General features: G+C 71.4%; 23 protein-coding genes and 1 pseudogene. 18 read left to right on the forward strand and 6 right to left on the reverse strand.

Annotated elements, in window-relative coordinates; translation table 11 throughout:
* Positions 1–27 precede the first annotated feature (27 nt).
* The 12 genes from ACZ7L5_RS28400 (at position 28) to ACZ7L5_RS28455 (ending at position 12,039) form a co-directional block, all read left to right on the forward strand.
* Positions 28–1,002, forward strand: coding sequence for an SMP-30/gluconolactonase/LRE family protein (locus ACZ7L5_RS28400; protein ID WP_471519887.1), 975 nt, complete (start codon positions 28–30; stop codon positions 1,000–1,002).
* 163 nt (positions 1,003–1,165) lie between these two features.
* Positions 1,166–1,624 (forward strand): fluoride efflux transporter CrcB, encoded by a 459-nt coding sequence (crcB, locus tag ACZ7L5_RS28405; RefSeq protein ID WP_471519889.1) that lies wholly within the window; start codon positions 1,166–1,168, stop codon positions 1,622–1,624.
* A complete protein-coding gene (locus tag ACZ7L5_RS28410) occupies positions 1,621–1,968 on the forward strand; it encodes a DUF190 domain-containing protein (protein WP_471519891.1) in 348 nt (115 codons plus the stop codon). Before crcB (ACZ7L5_RS28405) ends, ACZ7L5_RS28410 begins: the two co-directional genes overlap by 4 nt.
* A complete protein-coding gene (gene crcB, locus ACZ7L5_RS28415; protein WP_471519893.1) occupies positions 1,965–2,339 on the forward strand; it encodes a fluoride efflux transporter CrcB in 375 nt (124 codons plus the stop codon). Before ACZ7L5_RS28410 ends, crcB (ACZ7L5_RS28415) begins: the two co-directional genes overlap by 4 nt.
* 95 nt (positions 2,340–2,434) lie before the next feature.
* Positions 2,435–3,274 carry an undecaprenyl-diphosphate phosphatase gene (locus ACZ7L5_RS28420; protein ID WP_471519895.1) on the forward strand — a complete coding sequence of 280 codons (840 nt, stop codon included), beginning with the start codon at positions 2,435–2,437 and terminating at the stop codon, positions 3,272–3,274.
* Positions 3,275–3,452: 178 nt separating this feature from the next.
* Entirely contained in the window at positions 3,453–4,130 is a 678-nt protein-coding gene (locus ACZ7L5_RS28425) for a FadR/GntR family transcriptional regulator (RefSeq protein WP_471519897.1), read from the forward strand.
* Positions 4,127–5,566 (forward strand): amino acid permease, encoded by a 1,440-nt coding sequence (locus ACZ7L5_RS28430; RefSeq protein WP_363043075.1) that lies wholly within the window; start codon positions 4,127–4,129, stop codon positions 5,564–5,566. Before ACZ7L5_RS28425 ends, ACZ7L5_RS28430 begins: the two co-directional genes overlap by 4 nt.
* Before the next feature lie 49 nt (positions 5,567–5,615).
* Complete coding sequence (locus ACZ7L5_RS28435) at positions 5,616–6,632, forward strand: asparaginase (RefSeq protein WP_471519899.1); 1,017 nt, start codon at positions 5,616–5,618, stop codon at positions 6,630–6,632.
* A 118-nt stretch (positions 6,633–6,750) separates the two neighbouring features.
* Positions 6,751–8,160, forward strand: a complete 1,410-nt coding sequence (gene aspA / locus ACZ7L5_RS28440) for an aspartate ammonia-lyase (protein WP_471519901.1) — start codon at positions 6,751–6,753, stop codon at positions 8,158–8,160.
* Positions 8,161–8,207: 47 nt separating this feature from the next.
* Positions 8,208–9,149: a glutaminase gene (locus ACZ7L5_RS28445; protein ID WP_471519903.1), complete on the forward strand. Its 942-nt coding sequence runs from the start codon at positions 8,208–8,210 to the stop codon at positions 9,147–9,149.
* Positions 9,150–9,295: 146 nt separating this feature from the next.
* Positions 9,296–10,690 (forward strand): polyprenol phosphomannose-dependent alpha 1,6 mannosyltransferase MptB, encoded by a 1,395-nt coding sequence (gene mptB, locus ACZ7L5_RS28450; RefSeq protein WP_471519905.1) that lies wholly within the window; start codon positions 9,296–9,298, stop codon positions 10,688–10,690.
* A complete protein-coding gene (locus ACZ7L5_RS28455) occupies positions 10,687–12,039 on the forward strand; it encodes a glycosyltransferase 87 family protein (protein ID WP_471519907.1) in 1,353 nt (450 codons plus the stop codon). The genes mptB and ACZ7L5_RS28455 overlap by 4 nt, the downstream gene beginning before the upstream one ends.
* Positions 12,040–12,119: 80 nt before the next feature.
* On the opposite strand, the pseudogene ACZ7L5_RS28460 reads toward ACZ7L5_RS28455, so the two are convergent.
* From ACZ7L5_RS28460 to ACZ7L5_RS28470, 3 genes and pseudogenes are all read right to left on the reverse strand, one after another.
* Positions 12,120–12,956, reverse strand: a pseudogene (locus ACZ7L5_RS28460) (D-alanyl-D-alanine carboxypeptidase family protein); the annotation flags it as partial.
* 94 nt (positions 12,957–13,050) lie between these two features.
* Positions 13,051–14,181, reverse strand: a complete 1,131-nt coding sequence (gene rho / locus ACZ7L5_RS28465) for a transcription termination factor Rho (protein WP_363043088.1) — start codon at positions 14,179–14,181, stop codon at positions 13,051–13,053.
* Positions 14,182–14,424: 243 nt separating this feature from the next.
* On the reverse strand, positions 14,425–15,252 hold the full coding sequence (locus ACZ7L5_RS28470) for a class I SAM-dependent methyltransferase (RefSeq protein ID WP_471519909.1): 828 nt from the start codon (positions 15,250–15,252) through the stop codon (positions 14,425–14,427).
* A gap of 130 nt (positions 15,253–15,382) precedes the next feature.
* Between ACZ7L5_RS28470 and ACZ7L5_RS28475 the strand changes: the two genes are divergently transcribed.
* From ACZ7L5_RS28475 to ACZ7L5_RS28490, 4 genes are all read left to right on the forward strand, one after another.
* On the forward strand, positions 15,383–16,126 hold the full coding sequence (locus tag ACZ7L5_RS28475; RefSeq protein ID WP_471519911.1) for a YciI family protein: 744 nt from the start codon (positions 15,383–15,385) through the stop codon (positions 16,124–16,126).
* Entirely contained in the window at positions 16,123–16,464 is a 342-nt protein-coding gene (locus tag ACZ7L5_RS28480; protein ID WP_328883685.1) for a YciI family protein, read from the forward strand. The genes ACZ7L5_RS28475 and ACZ7L5_RS28480 overlap by 4 nt, the downstream gene beginning before the upstream one ends.
* Positions 16,461–17,723, forward strand: a complete 1,263-nt coding sequence (locus ACZ7L5_RS28485; RefSeq protein WP_471519913.1) for an RNA polymerase sigma factor — start codon at positions 16,461–16,463, stop codon at positions 17,721–17,723. Before ACZ7L5_RS28480 ends, ACZ7L5_RS28485 begins: the two co-directional genes overlap by 4 nt.
* Before the next feature lie 72 nt (positions 17,724–17,795).
* Positions 17,796–19,304, forward strand: a complete 1,509-nt coding sequence (locus tag ACZ7L5_RS28490; protein ID WP_471519915.1) for an MFS transporter — start codon at positions 17,796–17,798, stop codon at positions 19,302–19,304.
* Here the strand turns inward: ACZ7L5_RS28490 and ACZ7L5_RS28495 are convergent.
* Positions 19,207–19,605, reverse strand: a complete 399-nt coding sequence (locus tag ACZ7L5_RS28495) for a nuclear transport factor 2 family protein (RefSeq protein ID WP_471519917.1) — start codon at positions 19,603–19,605, stop codon at positions 19,207–19,209. The genes ACZ7L5_RS28490 and ACZ7L5_RS28495 overlap by 98 nt on opposite strands.
* 70 nt (positions 19,606–19,675) lie before the next feature.
* Here ACZ7L5_RS28495 and ACZ7L5_RS28500 point away from each other — a divergent pair, with 70 nt between their 5' ends.
* Together ACZ7L5_RS28500 and ACZ7L5_RS28505 are read left to right on the forward strand one after the other, a co-directional pair.
* Positions 19,676–20,233, forward strand: a complete 558-nt coding sequence (locus ACZ7L5_RS28500; protein WP_471519919.1) for a PadR family transcriptional regulator — start codon at positions 19,676–19,678, stop codon at positions 20,231–20,233.
* A gap of 5 nt (positions 20,234–20,238) precedes the next feature.
* Complete coding sequence (locus ACZ7L5_RS28505) at positions 20,239–21,000, forward strand: class I SAM-dependent methyltransferase (protein ID WP_471519921.1); 762 nt, start codon at positions 20,239–20,241, stop codon at positions 20,998–21,000.
* On the opposite strand, the gene ACZ7L5_RS28510 is transcribed toward ACZ7L5_RS28505, so the two are convergent.
* The gene (locus ACZ7L5_RS28510) at positions 20,970–21,725 is read right to left on the reverse strand and encodes a GntR family transcriptional regulator (RefSeq protein ID WP_471519923.1); all 756 of its coding nucleotides are present in this window, start codon (positions 21,723–21,725) and stop codon (positions 20,970–20,972) included. The two genes, ACZ7L5_RS28505 and ACZ7L5_RS28510, sit on opposite strands and share 31 nt — an antisense overlap.
* A gap of 130 nt (positions 21,726–21,855) precedes the next feature.
* Positions 21,856–23,022 carry a serine hydrolase domain-containing protein gene (locus ACZ7L5_RS28515; RefSeq protein ID WP_471519925.1) on the reverse strand — a complete coding sequence of 389 codons (1,167 nt, stop codon included), beginning with the start codon at positions 23,020–23,022 and terminating at the stop codon, positions 21,856–21,858.
* Positions 23,023–23,047: the final 25 nt, after the last annotated feature.

Consider the following 23,047-nt stretch of genomic DNA (forward strand, 5'->3'; position numbering starts at 1 on the left):
CAGCACGGCGGCGAAGGGAACACACACATGCAACGCCCGGGGGCGCTCGTCCCGCACCGCTACGTCGCGATCGGCGGCCGGGGCCCGGAGGACGTGGTCGCCGACGCCCGCGGCCGTGTGCTGACCGGTGTCGAGGACGGTCGTATCCTGCGCCTCGACGGCCTGGCGGACTCCTCCGAAAGCCGTGCCGGGGTCCGCGTCGAGGTGCTCGCCGAGACCGGCGGCCGGCCACTGGGCCTCGAACTCCTCCCGGACGACGCCCTGTTGGTGTGCGACGCCGAACGCGGACTGCTCCGCGTCGACCTCACCGACGGCGCCGTACGCGTCCTCGCCGACTCGGCGGCGGGGGAGCGGCTGCGGTTCTGCAGCAATGTCGTCGCCCTGCCCGACGGCAGCATCTACTTCACCGTCAGCAGCCGCCGGCACCCCCTGGAGCACTGGATCGGCGACGTCGTCGAACACACCGCGACGGGCCGCCTCCTGCGTCTCGCCCCCGGCAGCGACACCCCCGAAGTCCTCCTGGACGGGCTCCAGTTCGCCAACGGCCTCGCGCCGAGCGCCGACGGTTCCTTCCTGGTCCTCGCCGAGACGAGCGCGTGCCGTCTCACCCGCTACTGGCTCACCGGGCCCCGCGCCGGCCACAGCGAGCCCTTCGCCGAGAACTTGCCGGGCATGCCGGACAACCTCTGGCGCGGCACACCCGACGGCCCGATCTGGGTGGCGCTGGCCGGCCCGCGCGTGCCCCCGCTGGACCTCCTCCACCGCGCCGCCCCTGCCGTACGCCGCACCGCCGCGCGCGTCGCCGTTCGCGCTCCCTTCCGTCCCACGGGCACGATCGGCGTGCTCGCCGTCGACGACACCGGTCGGGTCGTCCACCACCTGGCCCGCCGCCACTCCGGCTTCCGCATGGTCACCAGCGTCTGCGAGACCGGCGGTCACCTGGTACTCGGGAGCCTGTGGGAGCGGGGCGTGGCGCTCTGCGAGCCGCCCCAGTCGAAGTGACCCGCCTTCGCGCCCGGGGTTAGGCTGTTCCACGGCCGTGATCACCCTCGCGGCGCGGCGGTGGGGCCCGCCGTACCCGAACCGCGGCGCACCTGCCGCCAACGGTCCCTACTTGCGACCGCGCCCGTCTGCCCGGGCGCCGGCGAGTAGGAGACGTACGACCATGACAGCCCCGGACACCGAGAGCGTCAGCGCCCCGCGGCAGCCCGCATGGCGGACTCGGGGGACGCAGGCGCAGATCGTCGCCGTCGTGGCACTCGGCGGAGCCATCGGCGCCACGGCCCGGTACGCGGCTTCCCTGTGGTGGCCCGCCCAGCCCGGGGGCTTCCCCTGGGCGACGTTCTGGATCAACGTCGTCGGCTGCGCCATGATCGGCGTGCTCATGGTGATCATCACCGAGGTCCGGCCCGCCCACCGCCTCGTCCGCCCCTTCGTCGGCACCGGAGTGCTCGGCGGCTTCACCACCTTCTCCACCTACGCCGTCGACATCCAGCACCTCGTCGACAGCGGCCACCCCGGCACCGGACTGGCCTATCTCGCCGCCACCCTGATTGCGGCACTCACGGCGGTCTGGCTCGCGACGGCGGCGACTCGCCGCGTCCTGAAACGGAGGCAGCCATGACCAGGCCGACCGCCGGCGCCCTGCGCCTCACCGTCCTCGTCGGCGAGCACGACACCTGGCACCACAAGCCCCTGTACTCGGAGATCGTGCACCGCGCCCACGCGACCGGCCTCGCGGGCGCCGGCGTCTTCCGTGGCATCGAAGGCTTCGGCGCCTCCTCGCTGATCCACACCGCACGGTTGCTGTCCCTGAGCGAGGATCTGCCGGTCGCGATCGTGATCGTCGACACCGAGCAGCGCGTACGCGCCTCCCTGCCGCAGCTCGACGAACTTGTCACCGAAGGGCTCGTCACCCTCGACGACTGCGAGGTCATCCGGTACACGGAAGGTGAGAAGGCGCCGTGAACTGGCTCCTCGTGATCGCCGGTGCCGTCGTGGGCGCGCCGCTGCGCTACCTCACCGACCGGGCGGTGCAGTCCCGGCACGACTCGGTGTTCCCCTGGGGCACCTTCGTCGTCAACGTCAGCGGCTGCCTGGTCCTCGGACTGCTCACCGGCGCCGCGGCCGAGGACGCCGCGAGTTCCCACCTCCAGCTGCTGCTAGGCACCGGGCTGTGCGGGGCCCTGACCACCTACTCGACCTTCTCGTACGAGACCCTGCGGCTGACGGAGACGGGGGCCGGGCTGTACGCCGCCGTCAATGTCGTGGGGAGCGCGATCGCGGGCCTGGGTGCCGCGTTCGCGGGCGCGGCGATCGCCCAGGCGGTGTGGTCCTAGGTGACGACACCGCCGCTGTTGGCGCAGGAACCACACCCTCGCCTGGTAGGACAGAGCGCGCCACTGCTGTCACGCCGACCCCGGAACTGGATCCCATGAGCGCCATCAGCGTCGGTCAGGCCGTCGTCCTCGGAGCCGTCGAGGGGGTGACCGAGTTCCTGCCCGTGTCCTCGACCGGGCATCTGAAGATCGCCGAGGGGCTCATGGGCATCCCCGTCGACGACGACGCGGTCATCGGGTTCTCGGCCGTCATCCAGGTCGGCGCGATCGCCGCCGTGCTCGTGTACTTCTTCAAGGACATCGTGCGGATCGTCTCCGCATGGCTGCGCGGGCTGCGGGACAAGGAGGAGCGGTACCACCACGACTACCAGTTCGCCTGGTGGGTGATCTGCGCGACGATCCCGATCATCGTCGTGGGCCTGGCCGCCAAGCCGCTCATCAAGGGGCCGCTCGCCTCGCTGTGGGTGGTCGCCGGTTCGCTGATCGTCGGCAGCGGTGTGATGTGGGCCGCGGACCGGATGGGCCGGCACAAGCGAGGGGAGGACGACACCTCGTTCAAGGACGCGATGCTCGTCGGCAGCTCCCAGATCCTCGCCCTGCTCTTCCCGGGTTTCTCGCGCTCCGGCGCCACGATGTCCACCGCGCTGATGCTCGACCTGGACCGGGTCGCCGCCACCCGGCTGTCCTTCTTCCTCGGCATCCCGGCCCTCACGGGCGCCGGCATCTACGAGCTGAAGGACGCCCTCGGCACGACGGGCACCGCCGTGCTGCCCCTGGCCGTCGGCACCGCCGTCTCCTTCGTCGTCGCCTACGCCTCCATCGCCTGGCTGCTGAAGTACGTGGCCAAACACTCCTTCAACGCCTTCGTGATCTACCGGATCGTGGTCGGGCTGCTCCTCTCCGGGCTGCTGGGCGCAGGTGTGATCAACAGCTGACGCAGGCGCCCACCAGTCGGCCGGCCGGGCGGCGCGCCGCCCGGCTTCGCGGGTTCACATCCGGTGAACCTCACCCACCGGCTCCCCTTGACACCACCCACACCTCACCCGGAGTATCACTCCCGTGAACCTGTCAGACAGCCGGACAGCCGGACAGCCGCCGCGTCGGGTCAGCGCCATGGAAGCCGTCCTGGCGCACCTCCGCAGTGCCATCGAGCGGGGCGAGTACACCATCGGCGACAAGCTCCCGTCCGAGGCGGAGCTCTGCCGCACCCTGGAGGTCAGCCGGCCCGTGCTGCGCGAAGCCCTCAGGGCCCTGCAGACCATGGGCCTGACCGTCTCCAAGACCGGCAAGGGCACCTTCGTCGTCGCCAGCGCGGTCGAGGACCCGACCTTCGGCGACTACGCGGCCAGCGACCTGCTGGAGGTGCGCCGGCACGTCGAGATCCCGGTCGCCGGGTACGCGGCACTGCGCCGCACCCCGGAGAACCTCGACCACCTGGCGCACCTGCTCGACCGCATGGAGCGGGAGACGGACACCACCGCGTGGGTCGCGATGGACACCCTCTTCCACCTGGCCGTGGCCGAGGCCGCCCAGAACCCGGTCTTCCGCCGGGTGATCGAGGAGATCCGCGACGCACTGGCGCGTCAGTCGGCCTTCCTCAACGAACTGGGCGGCCGGCGCGAGCAGTCCAACCGCGAGCACCGGGCGATCGTCGAGGCGCTGATCGACGGTTCCGAACTCGACGCCACCGATGCCATGGCCCACCACCTGGACCGCGTCGAGACGACCCTCACCGACATCGTGCGCCCCGCGCGCACGGACAGCACCACGGAAGGCGGACCCGAGGCGTGAGTGAGCAGTCCCTGCACGAGGGCGTGCAGAAACGTTCCATCCATGTCGACGCCGGAGACGCCGGCTACAGCAAGTCGCTGAAGTCGCGGCACGTCAACATGATTGCCATCGGCGGAGCCATCGGCACCGGCCTGTTCCTCGGCGCGGGCGGCCGGCTCGCCGACGCCGGACCGTCCCTCTTCATCGCCTATGCGGTCTGTGGCGTCTTCGCCTTCCTCGTCGTGCGCGCCCTCGGCGAACTCGTCCTGTACCGGCCGTCCTCCGGCGCCTTCGTGTCGTACGCCCGGGAGTTCATGGGAGAGAAGGGCGCGTACACCGCGGGCTGGATGTACTTCCTGAACTGGGCGACCACCGGCATCGCCGACATCACAGCGGTGGCGACGTACACGCACTACTGGGGCATGTTCTCCGACATCCCGCAGTGGGTGATCGCGCTGATAGCCCTCGCGGTCGTCCTCACCGTCAACCTGATCTCCGTGAAGATCTTCGGCGAGCTGGAGTTCTGGTTCGCGATCATCAAGGTCGGCGCGCTCGTCGTCTTCATGTGCATCGGCATCTTCCTGCTGGTGACCCAGCAGCCGGTGGACGGCCACACCCCCGGCCCGTCCCTGATCACCGACAACGGCGGCCTCTTCCCCAACGGCCTGCTGCCGATGCTGCTGATCGTCCAGGGCGTCGTATTCGCGTACGCCTCCGTCGAGCTGGTCGGCGTCGCCGCCGGTGAGACCGAGAACCCCGAGAAGATCATGCCGAAGGCGATCAACTCGATCATGTGGCGCGTGGGCCTCTTCTACGTCGGCTCGGTCCTCCTGCTCTCGATGCTGCTGCCCTGGTCGTCGTACAAGGCCGGTGAGAGCCCCTTCGTCACCGTGCTGTCCAACATCGGCATCCCGGCGGCCGGCGGCGTGATGAACCTGGTCGTGATGACCGCGGCCATGTCCTCGCTCAACTCCGGTCTGTACTCCACCGGCCGCATCCTGCGCTCCATGGCGATGTCCGGCTCCGCCCCGAAGTTCACCTCGGTGATGAGCCGCAGCCAGGTCCCGTACGGCGGCATCCTGCTGACCAGCGGTATCTGTGTCCTCGGCGTCGGACTCAACTTCGTCGTCCCGGCCGATGCGTTCGAGATCGTGCTGAACTTCGCCGCGATCGGCATCCTCGCCACCTGGGGCATGATCATGATCTGTCACCTGCTCTTCTGGCAGAAGACCCAGAAGGGCGAGCTCGACCGGCCCGGCTACCGACTGCCGGGCTCCCCCTGGACCGAACTCGTGACGCTGGCGTTCCTCGCCTCCGTGCTGGTCCTCATGTACGCCGACGGAGGCGCCGGCCGCACCACCGTGCTGTGTCTGCCGCTGATCGTCGGGGCGCTGGTCGCGGGCTGGTACGCCATCCGCGGCCGGGTCGCCCGCACCGCCACCAGGACCGACGCGTAAGACCCGTGTCGGTCGACGAACCCTCATCGACCCACGAAACCAGGCAGTGATGTACAGCAGTTCCATGGCGGACGCACCCCTTGTCCGCGAACCCCTCCACGCGCCCGTCGCCCACCTCATACGCGGCGGAATGATCGAAGGCACCCACTACGGCTCCGTCGTCGTCCTCGGCGCCGACGGCAAGGTGGAGTTCCAGCTCGGTGACATCGAGGCCGCCTTCTACCCGCGCTCCGCGCTCAAGCCCGTCCAGGCCGTCGCCATGGCCCGGGCTGGGCTGCCGCTCGACGGCGAGCTCCTCTCGCTCACCGCGGCGAGCCACTCCGGCGAGGAACGCCACCTCGCCGGGACCCGGCGCATTCTCGAACTCGCCGCGCTCACCGAGGACCATCTGCGCAACGCCCCCGACATGCCGTACGACCCCGTCGTCCGGGACGCCTGGGTGCGGGAGGGCCGCCTGCCCTCCCGGCTCGCCCAGAACTGCTCCGGCAAGCACGCGGCGATGCTGTACACCTGCGCCCTCAACGGCTGGTCCCTGGACGACTACCTCGACCCCGGGCACCCGCTGCAGCAGGCGATCGCCGAGATCGTCGAGGACCTCACAGGGCAGCGGATCGCGCGGGTGACGGTCGACGGGTGCGGGGCGCCGCTGTTCTCCGTCTCGCTGCATGGCCTCGCCCGTGCCGCCGCCCGAATCACCACCGCGGTGCCGGGCACGCCCGAGGCCCGGGTCGCCGACGCGATGCGGGAGCATGCGGAGATGGCGTCCGGGTCGGGGAGGGATGTGGCCGCGCTGATGCGGGCCGTGCCGGGGCTGCTCGCCAAGGACGGGTTCGAAGGGGTGCAGGTCGCTGCGCTGCCGGACGGGCGTGCCGTCGCCGTGAAGATTGCCGACGGGGCGAATCGGGCTCGGGTGCCGGTTGCCGCCGCCGCTCTTGCGTGGGCCGGGATTGATCCGGAGGTGCTCGCCGAGTTCCAAGGAGAGGCGCTTCTTGGGGGCGGTCAGGCGGTCGGGTGTGTGCGGCCCGTTCGTTCGCTGGAGCCGGTTGCTGTTTCGGCTTGCGCCTAAGGATGTGCCGGATCCCGAATACGGCGGCTGCGGGTTGTATGTGGCTTGTCGCGCAGTTCCCCGTGCCCCCTTCAGGGGCGCTGTCCCTCACCCTCTCTGAAAGAAGAACCGTTCCCTCATGAACGCCGTCACCCGCAGCGAGCACGATCTGCTTGGCGACCGTGATGTCCCCGCCGACGCCTACTGGGGTGTTCACACCCTGCGCGCCACCGAGAACTTCCCCATCACCGGAACGCCGATCTCCGCTTACCCGCACCTGATCGACGCCCTCGCCGCCGTCAAGGAGGCCGCCGCTCTCGCCAACGAGGAGCTCGGGCTGCTGGAGGCTCAGAAGGCCGCCGCCATCGTCGCCGCCTGCCGGGAGATCCGGTCCGGCAAGCTGCACGACCAGTTCGTCGTGGACGTCATCCAGGGCGGCGCCGGCACGTCGACCAACATGAACGCCAACGAGGTCGTGGCCAACCGGGCGTTGGAGCTGCTGGGGTTCGAGAAGGGGCAGTACCAGCACCTGCACCCCAACGAGGACGTCAACCTCGGCCAGTCCACCAATGACGTCTATCCGACCGCCGTCAAGATCGCGACGGTGTTCGCGGTGCGCGGGCTGCTCAAGGCGATGGCTGTCCTTCAGGACGCGTTCGCCCGTAAGGCCGTCGAGTTCCGCGACGTGCTCAAGATGGGCCGAACGCAGTTGCAGGACGCGGTGCCGATGACGCTCGGGCAGGAGTTCTCCGCCTATGCCGTCATGATCGACGAGGACCGGTCCCGTCTCGCCGAGGCGGTCGAGTTGATCCACGAGATCAACCTGGGTGCGACGGCCATCGGTACGGGGCTGAACGCCCCCGCCGGGTATGCCGAGTCGGCCCGCCGTCACCTCGCCGAGATCACCGGGCTCCAGTTGGTCACCGCCGCCAACCTGGTCGAGGCGACCCAGGACTGCGGTGCGTTCGTCCAGATGTCCGGCGTGCTCAAGCGCATCGCCGTCAAGCTCAGCAAGAGCTGCAACGACCTGCGGTTGCTGTCCTCGGGGCCGCGCGCGGGCCTCGGCGAGATCAACCTGCCTCCGGTGCAGGCCGGTTCGTCGATCATGCCCGGCAAGGTGAACCCGGTGATCCCGGAGGTCGTCAACCAGGTCGCCTTCCAGGTGATCGGCAACGACGTCGCCATCACCATGGCCGCCGAGGCCGGACAGCTTCAGCTCAACGCGTTCGAGCCGATCATCCTGCACTCCCTGTCGGAGTCGATCACCCACCTGCGGGCCGCCTGCCTGACGCTCGCCGAGCGCTGCGTGGACGGCATCACCGCCAACACCGAGGCGCTGCGCCGGACCGTGGAGAACTCCATCGGCCTGGTCACCGCCCTGAACCCGCACATCGGCTACACGGCGGCCACCGACATCGCCAAGGAGGCCCTCGTCACCGGCCGCGGCGTCGCCGAACTCGTCCTGGAAAAGGGCCTGTTGCCCGCCGAGACCCTCGCCGACCTGCTGCGCCCGGAGATCGTCGCGGGCAGCGGCCGGATGCTGGCCTGAACCGGCCCTGATCCGCTGAAGCGCACCGGGACCGGCAGGGAGGCACAATGGTGATCATGGCAGCGTCGACGTCGTCACTGACCTTCCAGCCGATCCTGGAGCGCATCGCGGAGGAGATCGAGCGGACCCCCGGCCGCGGCCGGCCCGCCGACTACATCCCGGCGCTCGCGGCCCGCGACCCGCGCAGCTTCGGCATGGCCGTCGCGGAACTCGACGGCACGGTGTACGGGGTGGGGGACTGGCGCGAGCCGTTCTCCACGCAGTCCATCACCAAGGTCTTCACCCTCGCGCTTGACCTGGCCCGCGAGGGCGACGAACTCTGGGAACACGTGGGCCGCGAGCCCTCCGGCAACGCCTTCAACTCCCTGATCCAGCTGGAATACGAGGACGGCATCCCACGCAACCCGTTCATCAACGCCGGTGCCCTCGTCGTCACCGACCGACTCCAGACCCGTACCGGAGACGCGGCGGGTGAACTCCTGGCGTTCCTGCGTGCCGAGAGCGGCAATGCCACCCTGGACTTCGACAAGGACGTCGCCGCCTCCGAGTCCATGCACGGGGACCGCAACGCCGCGCTCGGCCACTTCATGGCGTCGTACGGCAACATCGACAACCCCGTGCCGGTCCTGCTCGACCAGTACTTCCGCCAGTGCTCCGTCACGGCGTCCTGTGCCGACCTCGCCCTGGCCACCACCTTCCTGGCCCGCCACGGCGTCCGCGCCGACGGCACCCGCCTGCTCACCCTCAGCCAGGCCAAACAGGTCAACGCGGTCATGCTGACCTGCGGAACGTACGACGCGGCGGGCGACTTCGCGTATCGGGTGGGCCTTCCAGGGAAGAGCGGCGTGGGTGGCGGCATCATCGCGGTGGTGCCGGGCCGGTGCACGTTGTGCGTGTGGAGCCCCGGCCTGGATGAGCGAGGCAACTCGGTGGCGGGAGTGGCGGCCCTGGACAGATTCACGACACTGACGGGCCTCTCGGTGTTCTGACGGAACTACTCAATGTCCGGCACACGCGTAGCAGCCTGCAACCTCTTCGCACCGGATCACCGTCCGGCCACACTCCGGCTGCCCTCCAGAGGGACCGGCGTCAACTCGAAGCCACCCGGCGTTGACACCCTGACCGAGTGTTGGCCATGGCTTTCCCCATCGATCTCCGCCGCTGCCAGATCCTCGGTCTGGCCGGCACCGCCTTTCTCGCCCTGGGCGGTGAGTCGGCCGGTGCGCTGCCGGTCCGGGACATCCTGGCCCCGAGCTCGGCGCACGCGGCGCTGGGCCTGGTCGGCGTGTACTTCGGCGTCGTCCTGCTGATAGCGGCGTGGCTGATGCTCGGGCGCCTCGTGCGCAGCGCCGATCCGCCGACGCCGCGCGCCCTGCTGCTGGTGCTGGCGGTGTGGGCCGCCCCGTTGCTGATCGCACCGCCGCTGTTCAGCCGGGACGTGTACAGCTACCTGGCCCAAGGGGCCATGGTCGACGCGCACATCGACGTGTACTCGTACGGCCCCTCCCACCTCGGCGGCCCGCTCGCGGACGAGGTCGCCCCGCTGTGGCGGCACACGGGAGCCCCGTACGGCCCGGTGTTCCTCGGCGTCGCCTCCGCCCTGTCCGCCGTGACCCGCGGTGAACTCCCCGCCGGGCTCCTCGGCATGCGCCTGATAGCCCTCCTGGGGGTGGCGCTGATGGCGGCCGCGCTGCCGCGCCTGGCCCGGCACAGCGGAGCCGACCCGTCCGCCGCGCTGTGGCTGGGGGCCCTCAACCCGCTCGTGCTGCTGCACCTGGTGGCGGGCGCCCACAACGACGCCATCATGCTCGGCCTGCTCGGTGCCGGCCTGGTCGCCGCGCTCGGCCGGTGGCCGGTCCTGGGCGCCGTACTCGTCACGCTCGCCGCCCTCGTCAAGGCGCCCGCGGCGCTGGGCCTCGCCGCGGTCGTACTGCTCCAGATGCGGGCCGGGCACCACCCGGTGAAGGCCGTGTTCACCACGGCGGCCGCGTCCGCCGCCACCACCGTCGCCGCGACGGCCGTGGCGGGCACGGGATACGGCTGGATAGGCGCCCTGGACACCCCGGTCTCCTCGCAGAACTGGGCGCTCACCAGCCTGCTCGGCCGGGCCACCGCCTCCATGCTGGAGCAGGCCGGCAGTGATCTCGCGCCGCTGGCCGTGCCGGTGTGGCACACCTTCGGCCTGGTGCTCACCGGGGTTCTCGTGCTCCTCATATGGTGGCGCTGGCGTCCGCGCCCCGTGTACGCGCTCGGTCTGAGCCTGGCGGCCGTGGCCGCCTTCGGACCGGCGATCCGCCCCTGGTACGCCCTGTGGGGCCTGTTCCTCATCGCCGCCGCCGCGCCCAGCACCTCGGTACGGCACCGGGTGGCGGCACTGACGGGAGTGCTCGCGCTCGCCGTCCTGCCCAGCGGCGGCGCCGCGGACGTCGGCCAGCTGGTGCTGGCGGTCTCGGGTGGCGTGCTCGCCGTCGTCGTTCTGTGGCAGGCGCATCTCGCTGCGCAGGCCCCGGCTCTGGAGCGCACCGCATGAGGCTTCCGCGTACCGACCGCGGCCGGCTCGTGCTGGTCCTCGTGCTCGGCGCCGCCGTGACCGTCTTCACCGCCACCGTGCCGCTGCTGCGCGACTGGTTCGACCTGCGGGTCTACTACGGCACCGTCGACAGCTGGATCCACCACGGCGGCCGTCTCTACGACTACCGGGTGCCCGGCACGACGTACGGCTTCACCTACCCGCCGTTCGCCGCCGTCGTGATGCTGCCCATGGCGCTGGTCGGTCTGCACGTCGCGATCGCGGTGGCGCTGCTGCTCAACCTGGCGGCACTGGCCTTCTCGCTGCGGGTGCTGGCGGGACGTTCCTGGCGGCGCTACGGCTGGTACGGCTGTGCCCTCGTCGCGTGCGGACTGGCTCTGTTCGAACCGCTGAGGGACACCTTCAGCTTCGGCCAGGTGAACATCCTGCTGCTGGCCCTGGTGCTCCTCGACTGCCGGCTGCTCGCGACGGGCCGGGAGCGCTGGGCGGGCGTGGGCATCGGGCTCGCGGCCGCGATCAAGTTGACCCCGGCCGCGTTCATCGGCCTGCTGCTGGTGGCCCGGCGCTGGCGAGCCGCTGCGTTCGCCACGGCTGTCGCCGCGGCGGCCACGGCGCTGGCGGCCTGGGTGGCCCCCGACGCCTCCCGCTTCTACTGGACGCACGCGATGTGGGACACCACCCGGGTGGGCCGTCTCGACTACGTCTCCAACCAGTCGCTGCAGGGCATCCTGGCCCGGCTGGACGTGTCGGGCCGCGAGGTCTGGGCGGTCGTGGTGCTGGTGGTCCTGGGCGTCTGGGTGGCGCGCACCCGCCGTGCGGTCGTGGCGGGGGACTGGACGGCGGCGTTCGCCCTGACCGGGCTGACCGCGTGTCTGGTCAGCCCGATCACCTGGGTCCACCATCTGGTGTGGCTGCTGCCGTCCTTCGCCGTCCTCGTCCGCGCGGGGCACGTGCGGATCGCGGGCGCCCTGTACGCCGTGCTGTGCACCAGCGTGGTGTGGCTGTGGTTCGACGACGCGTCCGGCGTCGACGGCTTCCTCGGCAGCAACACCTACGCCTGGATCACGCTCGGCCTGCTGCTGTGGCTGCCCGTCGGTCAACTCGGCGTCGACCGCTCGACCCTGCCGCGGGTCACCAGCGACACGGCACCGGCGCCCACACCTGCCGCGCCCGCGATCGCGAACGCCTCGGCCCAGCCAGGCTCGCCCTCCGGTTCCACCGCGGCGACCACGGGCACCGTCGCGGGCCCCGGCCTCGGCTTGACCCGCAACCCGTCCAGCGAGCCCACCGGTTCGACCCGCCCCGCCGCTCCGAACCCCCAGTCGAGCAGTTCGCCGGCCTCCTCGTAGACGGCGAACCCGCCCGCCCGGGGATTCATCACGGTGACGACGAGGGTGCGCTCGCCCCGGCGGGCGGCGGCGATGAGTGTGTTGCCCGCACGGCTGGTGTAGCCGTTCTTGATGCCGATCAGACCCGGATAGCGGTCCACGCCGTTCGCGCCGGTCAGCAGCCGATTGGTGTTCTGGATCCCGTACGACCAGCCGCCCCGGCCGGGGAACCGCGCCTGTGCGGTGCTGCAGTACCGCGCGAACTCGGCGTTGCGCAGCCCCGCCCGGCCGAACACGGCCAGGTCGTACGCCGAGGACACCTGGCCGGGGGTGTCGTAGCCGTCCGGCGACACCACGTGCGTGTCGAGGGCGCCCAGGGAGCGCGCCTTGGCCTGCATGTGCTGGGCCGTGTAGCGCCAGCCGCCGTTGAGCGAGGCCAGCACCCGCACGGCGTCGTTGCCGGAGCTGAGGAACACGCCGCGCCACAGATCGGCGACCTGGTACGTCCGTCCCTCGGCGACCCCGACGAGACTGCTGCCGGCCCCGATCCCGGCGAGCTCCTCCTCGCGCACCGTGTGCCGGATGCCGCCGGGCAGAGTCGGCAGCACGGTGAGGGCGAACAGTGACTTGAGCGTGCTGGCGGGCGGCAGCTTCCGGTGTGCGGCGTACGCGGCGAGCACCTCGCCGGTGTCGGCGTCGGCCACCAGCCACGACAGCGCGGAGACACTCGGAACTCGGGGTGCCCCGTCATGCGGCCGCACCTGTGTGCCGGACCGGTACAGCAGGGTGGGTGGCGGCGTCGCCGCCTGGTGCCGGCCGGGAGTGTCGGGGTCGCGTGCTGGGCGGGCGACGGCGGTGGCGGGCGCGAGCGCCAGCAGGCCGGTCGCGCACAGCGCGCAGGCGGACACGAGGGCCCGGGAAGTAAATCCGATCTTCATACCGTCAACGTAGGAACGGACGCGCCGTACATCGCGCTGCCCGGGCCGGTCGGGGCGCGTCGGCACCCGGACGGGCGATGCCGACGCGGATCTGTCATTCGCCGGGAAGCGTCGGCTGGATCCGCCGGAGGAACGTGGCGTTGTCGGGCGTCTCGCGCATGCGCTCCAGGAGAGTTTCCAGATGGGACTGGCCGTCCCGGGTCTGCAGGGCCCGGCGCAGTCCGCGCACGGCCGTCAACTCGGCCGGGGGGAGGAGCAGTTCCTCGCGGCGAGTGCCGGAGGGGTTGATGTCGACGGCGGGGAAGACCCGGCGGGAGGCGAGGTCCCGGCTCAGGCGCAGCTCCATGTTGCCGGTGCTCTTGAGCTCCTCGAAGTAGAAGTCGTCGGCCCGGGAGCCGGTCTCCACGAGGGCCGTGGCGAGGATGGTGAGCGAACCGCCCTCCTCGGCCAGGCGTGCGGCGCCGAAGAACCGCTTCGGCCCCTGCAGCGCGGCCGCGTCGACGCCACCGCTCAGGGTGCGGCCACCGGACCCGGCCGCGTTGTTGTGCGCCCGGCACAGCCGGGTCAGGGAGTCGAGGAGGATGACGACATCCTCGCCCGCCTCGACGAGCCGCTTGGCGCGTTCGATGACGAGCTCGGCCAGCGCGATGTGCTGCTTGGGCGCCCGGTCGAAGGTCGAGGCGTACACCTCACCCCGCACCGAGCGCCGCATGTCGGTGACCTCCTCGGGGCGTTCGTCGAGGAGCACCACCATCAGCCGGCACTCCGGGTGGTTGCCCGCGACGGCGGCGGCGATCTGCTGGAGCAGCACGGTCTTGCCGGTCTTGGGCGGGGCGACGATCAGGCCTCGCTGGCCCTTGCCGACAGGGGAGATCAGGTCGTGGACACGCCCGGCCAGGCCGGACGCCGGGTGTTCGAGGCGGATCCGCTCACGCGGGTGAAGCGGCGTCAGGTCGCCGAAGCCCCGGCGGTTCTTGGCGGGGGTGCGGCCGTTCACGTGGGCGACTTCGGTGAGGGAGCGCCGGTCGCCGCGTACGCCGTCCACGAGGTCGCCCTTGCGCAGGCCGTGGCGGCGGATGAGCGCGGGGGAAACCTGAACGTCGGAGGGCGAGGGCAACAGGTTCTCGGCGCGAAGGTACCCCTTGCCGCTCGCGTCGATGTCGAGGACACCGGTGACGGCCGGGGCCTGCTGCTGGACTGGGGGGTGTTCGAGTGTGGTGGTCATGATGGTCGGTCCTTTCACGGACGGAAGGCATGGGACATGCGAAGGGAAGGGGTGTGCCGCGGACATCGGGAAGGCGGTCAGAGCGCCTTCGGGCGGCGGGAAACAACACCTCGGACACGGCGGAACCGCTGGTCACGAGGTGGTGATGAGAAGCCGGTACCCCTACCGGCGAACTGAGAGAGAACTGGCACCGGCGCCACAAGCGGGCGTACACAGGTGCTGTCGCGACGGTAGCACGAAGGCTCAGCGCGTGGCGAGCATTCCGTAGAGCAACGGAATGCGGGGTTCGGGAAGACGCCACCAGCCGGAGGGCGTGCGCTCCATCTGCGGCCAGCGCTGCCAGGGCAGCTCGTCGCTCTCACGCAGCCGCCGGACGGTCAGTCCTGCTCCGCTCAACGCGTCTACGACCTCTCCTATTCCGTGCATCCACTCGTAACTGTCCGTGGCGCCCTCGACGGCAGGCCCGTCGGTGTAGGTGCGTGTCGCGTCCCGGTGTACGGCGCCGTCGCCGCCCAGGTAGTCATGGCGCAGGAGCAGCTCGGGCCCCTCGCCCGGACCGGGCTTGGGGCCGAGGGAGTTGAGCAGCGGGTGGAACTCGACGACGTACAACCGCCCACCCGGACGCAGGAGTTGGGCCACGACCCCGGCCCAGCGGTCGAGGTCGGGCAGGTAGCACAGCGCGCCCTTGCCTGTGTACACCACGTCGAACTGCCGCTGCCCCAGGGCCTCCACGGCTTCGTACACGTTGGCCTGTACGTATGTGACGTCGAGCCCGGCCTTCTGCGCGATGCCGCCTGCGGCGGCCACGGACGCGGCGGAGAAGTCCAGGCCGACGGCCCGCGCCCCGCGCTGCGCGAAGGCGATCGTCTCGGTGCCGAGATGGCACTGCAGATGCAGCACATCGCGGCCGGCCAGCTCACCGAGGTCGTCCCACTCGAAGGAGGCGAACCAGCGCGCGGGATCGAGATCCCGGTCGAGGCCGTAGAACCGGCTGGCGAGGTGGACGGGGGTGCGGGCGTCCCAGTTCGCCTGGTTGGCCGACATCATCCGGGCCTGCTCGTCGGTGGTCATGAGGACATCCAATCGCGAACGTGCCGTGCGCCGGGGCAGAAATTCCGGGCGCGCCCCGCCCGGGGTGTCGATTCGGTCCGGTCCCGTTCGTCGGTGGGGTGTAGGAAGCTCATGAGGACCGGGAGGATCCATGAAGTACATGCTGCTCGTCTGCGGTGACGACACCGCCGACGCCTCGGGCATGGCCCCCGTCGAACCCTGGGTCGAAGACCTCGGCGACCGCCGGGTACGCCTGCACGGCCACCGGCTCGCGCTCCCCGACCGGGCCGTCACCGTGCGGGTACGCGGCGGCGAGGTGCTGCGCAGCGACGGCCCGTTCGCGGAGACGAAGGAGTACGTCGCCGGGTTCGACATCCTGGAGTGCGACAGCCTGGAGGAGGCGATCGAGGCGGCCGCACGGCATCCCGTGGCCGCCGTCGGGGCCATGGAGGTGCGGCCCTTCTGGGAGGACGAGGACGCCGAGACCCGGATCCGCGCGCTGGACGCCGAGCTGACCGCGGCGCTGCGAGCACGTGACATCGACCGTATGGCTGCCTGCTACACGCCGGACGTGTCGGAGTTCCGCGACGGCCGGGAACACCGTGGGATCGGGGCCCTGCGCAAGTCGATGGAGGAAGGGCTCCGGTACGTCACCGGCCCTGTCACCCGCGAGGTGCTGGACTTCCGCGTCCACGTCGACGAGAGCATCGCCTTCGGCCACGCACTCGTCCGCCTGCGCGGCACCCGCACGGACGGCGCGCCGCTCGACGACCTGATGCGCGTCACCACCGGCTACCGCGATGCCGGGCTGCGCTGGCTGATCGCGCTTGAGCACGTCTCTCACGAACACGTCTCTCACGAGCACGTCTCTCACGGAACGGAGGAGCGGTCATGAAGTACGTCCTGTTCATCTGCACGCCGGTCGGCGGCGAGGAACTCAGCCCCGAGGAGATCGCCGAGGACCCCCGCTTCACCTCGTACATCGACGAGGTCCGCAGCCGTGACGTCGTCAAGGGCGGGGCCCGTCTGCGGCCGCACACCGACGCCACGACCGTCCGCGTCCACGGCGACGAAGTGCTGCTCAGCGACGGGCCGTTCGTGGAGTCCAAGGAGTATGTCGCCGGCATCGACATCATCGAGGTCGCCGACCTGGACGAGGCCATCTCGCTGGCGTCCCGGCATCCGGCGGCCCTCGGCGGCGGCTCCGTCGAAGTGCGGCCGGTTTGGGAGTGAGCGCCGCGAACGACGTCGAGAAGGCCGTCGCCGAGGCCTTCCGCGAGGAATGGGGCCAGGTCGTCGCCACCCTGATCCGGGTGACCGGCGACTGGGACCTCGCCGAGGAGTGCGCCCAGGAGGCCTTCGCGCAGGCCCTCGACCGGTGGCGGCGTGACGGAGTGCCGCGCCGCCCCGGCGCCTGGCTGACCACGACCGCCCGCAACCGCGCCCTGGACGTACTGCGCCGGGAGGCGGTGGGGGCGGCGAAACTCCGGGAGGTGGCGGTGCTGGCCCGCGACGAACCGCCGTACGGACCCGAGGACGGCAGCGGTGACGGCAGCGGGGTGCAGGACGACCGGCTGCGGCTGATCTTCACCTGCTGTCACCCCGCGCTGCCCATCGAGGCCAGGGTCGCGCTGACACTGCGCACGCTCGCGGGACTGACCACACCGGAGATCGCGCGCGCCTTCCTCGTCCCCGAGGCCACCATGGCGCAGCGCCTGGTGCGCGCCAAGCGGAAGATCCGCAACGCCGGAATCCCGTACCGGATCCCGCCCGCGCACCTCCTGCCCGAGCGCACGACGGGCGTGCTCGGTGTGATCTACCTGCTGTTCAACGAGGGATACGCGGCCACCGCCGGCGCCGATCTCGTCCGTACGAGCCTCTGCGCCGAGGCGATCCGCCTGGCCCGCGTGCTGGCCCGGCTCATGCCCGACGAGCCCGAGGTGCTCGGCCTGCTCGCGCTCCTGCTGCTGCACGACGCCCGCCGGCACACACGCGTGGACGCCGCCGGCGAGCTGGTGACCCTGGAGGACCAGGACCGTACGGCCTGGGACCGCGCCGAGGCCGACGAGGGCGCCGCCTTGCTGGAGACCGCGCTTCGGCGAGGCCGCCCCGGGCCGTACCAGATCCAGGCCGCCATCGCCGCCTGCCACACCACGGCGCACAGCGCCGAGGAGACCGACTGGGCCGACATCGCCGCCCTGTACGGGGAGTTGGCGCGCCTGGTGCCCTCCGCCGTGGTCCGCCTGAACCGTGCGGTGGCCGTCGGCATGGCCGACGGCACGGACGCGGGCCTCGCCCTGGTCGCGGCGCTGGAGGAGGAGGGTGACCTGGCCGGGTACCACCTGCTGCCGGCCACCCGCGCGGATCTGCTGCGCCGCAGTGGCCGTACGGACGAGGCGGCGCAGGCGTACCGCAGCGCGCTGGAGCTGGTGGAGAACGACGCGGAACGGAGGTTCCTCGAAAGGCGGCTCGCGGAGTGTCGATCCGGGTGAGGGCCGTTCGTCGGTGGGGTGAAAGCGCCCTTCGGTGGCGCCGACCACGCCCTTACGACACTGGAGTTCCCGATGACCGCCTCCGACGCCCGCCGCTGGTACGCCCTCGCCCTGCTGTGCCTGGCCGGGTTCATGGTGATCCTGGACGCGCAGATCGTCGTCCTCGCGCTGCCGTCGATCGCCTCCGACCTCGGCTTCTCCGCGAGCGGCGCCCAGTGGGTGATGAGCGCCTATCTGCTGAGCTTCGGCGGCCTGCTGCTCCTCGGCGGCCGGACCGCCGACCTGCTGGGCCGCCGCCGGGTGTTCGTCACCGGCGCCCTGCTGTTCGGGCTGTCCTCGCTGCTGTGCGGGTTCGCCTGGACGGCCGGCGTGCTGGTGGCGGCGCGCGCCGTACAGGGCGTCTCGGCCGCCGTGATGGCGCCGAGCGCGCTCTCCATCCTGCTGAACACCTTCGACGAGGGGCCCGAGCGCAACAAGGCCCTCGCCATCTGGTCGGGCAGCGGCGGCTTCGGCGCCACCGCTGCCCTGCTGGTCGGCGGCCCCCTCACGGACGGGCTCGGCTGGCAGTGGGTGTTCTTCCTCAACGTGCCTGTCGCGCTGCTCCTGCTGGCCCTGAGCCCAGTGCTGCTGCGCGAGAGCCGCACTCAGACCCGGGCGCGCTCCTACGACCCGGTCGGCGCCCTCACCGTCACCGCCGCCCTCGTGGCCTGCGTGTACGCCGTCGTCGAGGCGCCCGGCGCCGGATGGTTGTCGGCCCGGACGCTCGGCCTGCTGGCCGGCGCCGTCCTGCTTGCGCTGCTCTTCGTCCGGATCGAGGCGCGGTCCGTGGCGCCCCTCGTGCCGTTGCGGCTGATGCGCTCGCGGTCCCTGATCGGCGGCAACCTGGTGGTGATCCTGCTCGGCGCCTGCGCCTTCGGGATGTCGTACACGCTCTCGCAGTACGGGCAGGCCGTGCTCGGCTATTCGCCGCTGGTGTTCGGGCTCGCCAACGTCGTGATGCCGGCCGGCGCGGTCGTCGGGTCGTACGCCGGTCAGGCCCTGGTCACCCGCGTCGGCGCCCGTCCGGTCGCGATGGGCGGGCTGGCGCTGGTCGGCGCGGGCAGTCTGCTGCTGGCCGGGGTGCCGGTGGACGGCGGCTTCGTCCGTGACCTGTTGCCGGGGCTGATCCTCTTCGGGCCGGGGCTCGGCGCCTGCGCGGTCGCCGGGGCCATCGCCGCGCTCACCGGAGTGGGGGAGCGGGAGTCGGGCGTGGCCTCCGGCATCAACACCGCGGCCTTCCAGATCGGCGGGGCCTTCGGGGTCGCGGTCGTCACCTCCGTCGCCGTGTCCTACGCCACCGGCCCGGAGCCGCTCGCGGCCCTGACGGCCGGCCACCGGGCCGCCTTCACGGCCTGCGCCGTGCTTGCCGCGGCAGGGCTGGCCTGCGCGCTGGTGCTGCTGCGTGGGCCCTGGCGCCGACGTCCCGAGCGGCCGGAGACGGCCGTCACGCCGACTGCGCCGCCGCCTCCTTCACGATCTGGTCGAACTGCGCGCCCATCGCCTCGGCCAGCGCCTGCAAGCCCGACAGCGGACGGATCATGACCATGAATTCGTCGATCAGCCCGTCCTCGTTGACGTGCAGGAAGTCGCACCCGGTGATCTCCCGGTCGCCCACGCGCGCGGTGAAGACCAGGGCGTGATCGCGGCCGCCCGGGTCGTTGATCTCGCGCACATAGCGGAAGTCCTCGAAGACTCGCACCACAGCGCGCAGGATCGCCGCCGTGATCGCCTTGCCGGCGTACGGCTTGAACACGGCCGGGCTGGTGAAGACGACGTCCTCCGCCAACAGGGCCTCGACGGCTTCGGCGTCGCCTGCTTCCACCGCCTCGCGGAACGCGCGCATCGGATCACCTCATAGTCAAATAGTTGAGTAGGTGCCGATGAGAATAATCACCTGCTGTTAACGTGTCCACATGTCCCTCAAGTACGCCGTCCTCGCCGCCCTGCTGGAGGGCGAGGCCTCGGGTTACGAGCTGTCGAAGGTCTTCGACGTCTCGTTCGCCAACTTCTGGCCCGCGACCCCGCAGCAGCTCTACCGGGAGCTGGAGCGGCTTGCGCAGGACGGTCTCGTCCAGGCCCGGTTCGTGCAGCAGGAACGACGGCCGAACAAGCGGATGTTCACGCTCACCGAGGCCGGACGCGAGGACCTGCGGACCTTCGCCGCCGAGCCGCCCCGGCGGCCCACCGCCATCCGCGACGAACTCCTGATCAAACTCCAGGCGATGGAGGACCCCGAGGTCACCCGCGCCCTGATCGAGGAGCGCAGGACCTGGTCGCGCGGCAAGCTCGACCGCTACGAACGCGTCCGCGACCGCCTCCTCGACGGGCGCACCGAGGACGAGTACCTGCGTGAGTCGGACCGCATCGGGCCGTATCTGACGCTGCTCGCCGGAATCTCCTTCGAGCAGGAGATTCTGCGCTGGTGCGAGCGCGTTCTCACCGTTCTGCAGCACCGAGTGGCCACGGGGTGACGCGGATGTTCAGCCCCGAAGGCCCCTCCCTGCGCGAACTCGCCGTCCAGGCCCTGTCGTCCGTCGAGCGCGGATACGACCTCCTCGCCCCGAAGTTCGACCACACGCCGTTCCGCACTCCGGATTCCGTGCTCCGCGCCGTCACGTCCGCGCTCGGCCGCGCGGGCCCGTACGACGACGGCCTCGACCTGTGCTGCGGCACGGGCGCGGGTGTCGGCGTGCTGGCCGAGGTGTGCCGGCGCAGCGTCACCGGCGTCGACTTCAGCGCCGGCATGCTCGACGTCGCCCGGCGGCGGGTGCGGGTCGGGGAGCAGCGCGTCGGCTTGGTTCGTGCCGACGCCCGCGCCCTGCCGTTCGCCCCGGCCTTCGACCTCGTGGTGAGCTTCGGGGCGTTCGGGCACTTCCTTCCCCGTGAGCTGCCGGGTCTGTTCGCCCAGGTCCATTCCGTCCTGCGGCCCGGCGGGTGCTTCGCCTTCCCGGTCGTGGCCCCGCCCCGCCCCGCTTCACTCGGCTACTGGATGCTGCTGGGCTTCGACACGGTGATGCGGGTGCGCAACGCCGTGTGGCGGCCGCAGTTCGTCATGTACTACCGGGCCTTCCGGCTCGGGGAGGTACGCCGCGAACTGACCCGCGCGGGCTTCGAGGTGGAGTCGCAGGCCCTGCCCGAGTTCGGACGGCGGCGGGACGGGAGCCCCCGTGTGCGGATGGTGGTGGCGCGACGCCCGGACCAGGTGGGTCAGACCGCCGCGGGCAGCGTGAACTCGTAGACCAGAGCGTCCTGTTGGGCGTCCATCACCAGGTCCGTGATCTCCAGTGGGCGGGCGTACTGGTCCTGTACCCGCCGCGTGACCCGCACCGACGGCGCGCCCGGGAGCCGCGTGATGGTGTCCCGGTGGTGGAGGGTGAGGCCTGCCTTGCGCATCCAGTCGTAGGCGCGGCGCAGTTGGGCGGACCCGGTGCCCTCGGTGCGGTCGCCGTCGGCGCGGTCACGGCAGCGGGCGAGCTCCGCCACCTCGGCGAGGGCCACCGCCGAGAACGACGTCACCGCCGTACGCCGGCCACGGCCGTCGGCGCCCGCGGACTCGTACCGGTGCACCAGGGTCGCCCGGTGCGTGGCCAGCCCCAGGGCCGCGGCGTGCTCCGGCGGGGGAGTCTCCCAGGCGACCGTCGCCCGGTCCACGGCGCCCGGGCCGGCCGGGCGGGCCCCGACCGGGAAGGTGAGGGTCGACGTCTCGACCGGCGGACCGGACAGGGTGGCATGGCTGCCCCGACGGTCGGTGGCGACCAGGCCGCGGTGGCGCAGCACCTCCAGCGCCTGCCGTACGGTCTCCCTGCTGACCTCGTAGTGCAGCGCCAACTGCCGTTCCGACGGCAGCCGTTCACCGGGCGGGATGGTTCCGTCGCTCAGCTCGTCGAGCAACCGGGTGGCGACTCTCCAGTACAGCGGCTGCGCTTCGGTGAGGGGGCGGTCGTGCGGGGTGGTGCGGGCCATGCCGCGCCTCCTGTTGGTGACGTGTTGTAGCCATGCGGGTTCGTTGCGCCACCAGATCTAAGCATTGGTCTAAACCACGGCGGAAGGGCGGTCTGTCACTTCGGCCGAAACGGTCCGCGCGGACAGGCCGTCACAGGGCGCTGTACAGGGCGTCGATCAGCGCCATCTTCCGCGGGTCGTCGGCGATATGAGGCCCCATCCGGTTCATCACATAGCCCAGTGACACCCCGGCCTCCGGGTCGGCCAGACCGCAGGAGCCGCCGAAGCCGTCGTGTCCGAAAGCCCGCGGGTTGGGTCCGTACGACCCGTTGGCCCCGCTCAGCCACAGGCCGAGCGCGACCTCCGTCTCGCTCTCGAACCCGGCCCCGAGTACCAGATCCCGGCAGGCACCCTGCCCCTCACGCACCCGCTCGGCCGCCTCGGGGGAGAGGATGCGCCGGCCGTCGTACGACCCACGCCCCGCGAAGATGCCGTACAGCGCGGCGACCGCCCGAGCCGTGCCGTGCCCGTTCGCGGCGGGTACCTCGGCAGCCCGCCACTCGACCGAGTTGGCCTGAGCCGCCCCCACGGCTGGGTTGGCCAGCGCGGCGATGGCGGCGGGCGCCAACTGGCTGAAGATCGCCGCCTGTTCACTGCTCGACGCGACCGGCGCATGCACCAGCTCGGCCGCCCGTCCGTACTCCTTCTCCGGCAACCCGATCACGAAGTCGATGCCGAGCGGCCCGGTGACCTCACGGTCCAGGAAGGCCCCGGGCAGCAGCCCCGAGACCCGCCGCACGACCTCCCCGACCAGGAATCCGAACGTGAGCGCGTGATATCCGGACTGCGTCCCCGGCGCCCACCACGGCTCCATCGCCGCGAGTCGCTGGGTCGTCAACTCCCAGTCGCAGAGCTGCTGAAGCGAGTGCGGCTCCCGCAGCCCGGACAGACCGGCGCGGTGCGACAGGAGATGCCGTACGAGGATCTGCTCCTTGCCCGCGGCGGCGAACTCCGGCCAGTACGCGGCCACCGGCGCGTCCAGGTCGAGCAGCCCCCGGTCGGCGAGGATGTGCGCGCACAGCGCCGTCGGCCCCTTGGACGTCGACCACACGTTGACCAGCGTGTCGCGCTCCCAGGGGTGGCTGTGTGCCGCGTCGGCCCAGCCGCCCCACAGGTCCACCACGGTCTCACGGCCGACCCTGACGGCCACCGCGGCGCCCAGCTCCCCGCGCTCCCGGAAGTTCGCCTCGAACGCCGTCCGCACCGCCGCGAACTGCGGATCGCAGTGCCCGTGCACCTGTGCCTCTTGCTCCGCCATGGCCCACCCCTAGTCGTCCGCACCT

The sequence above is a fragment of the Streptomyces sp. NPDC107528 genome (assembly GCF_055639295.1).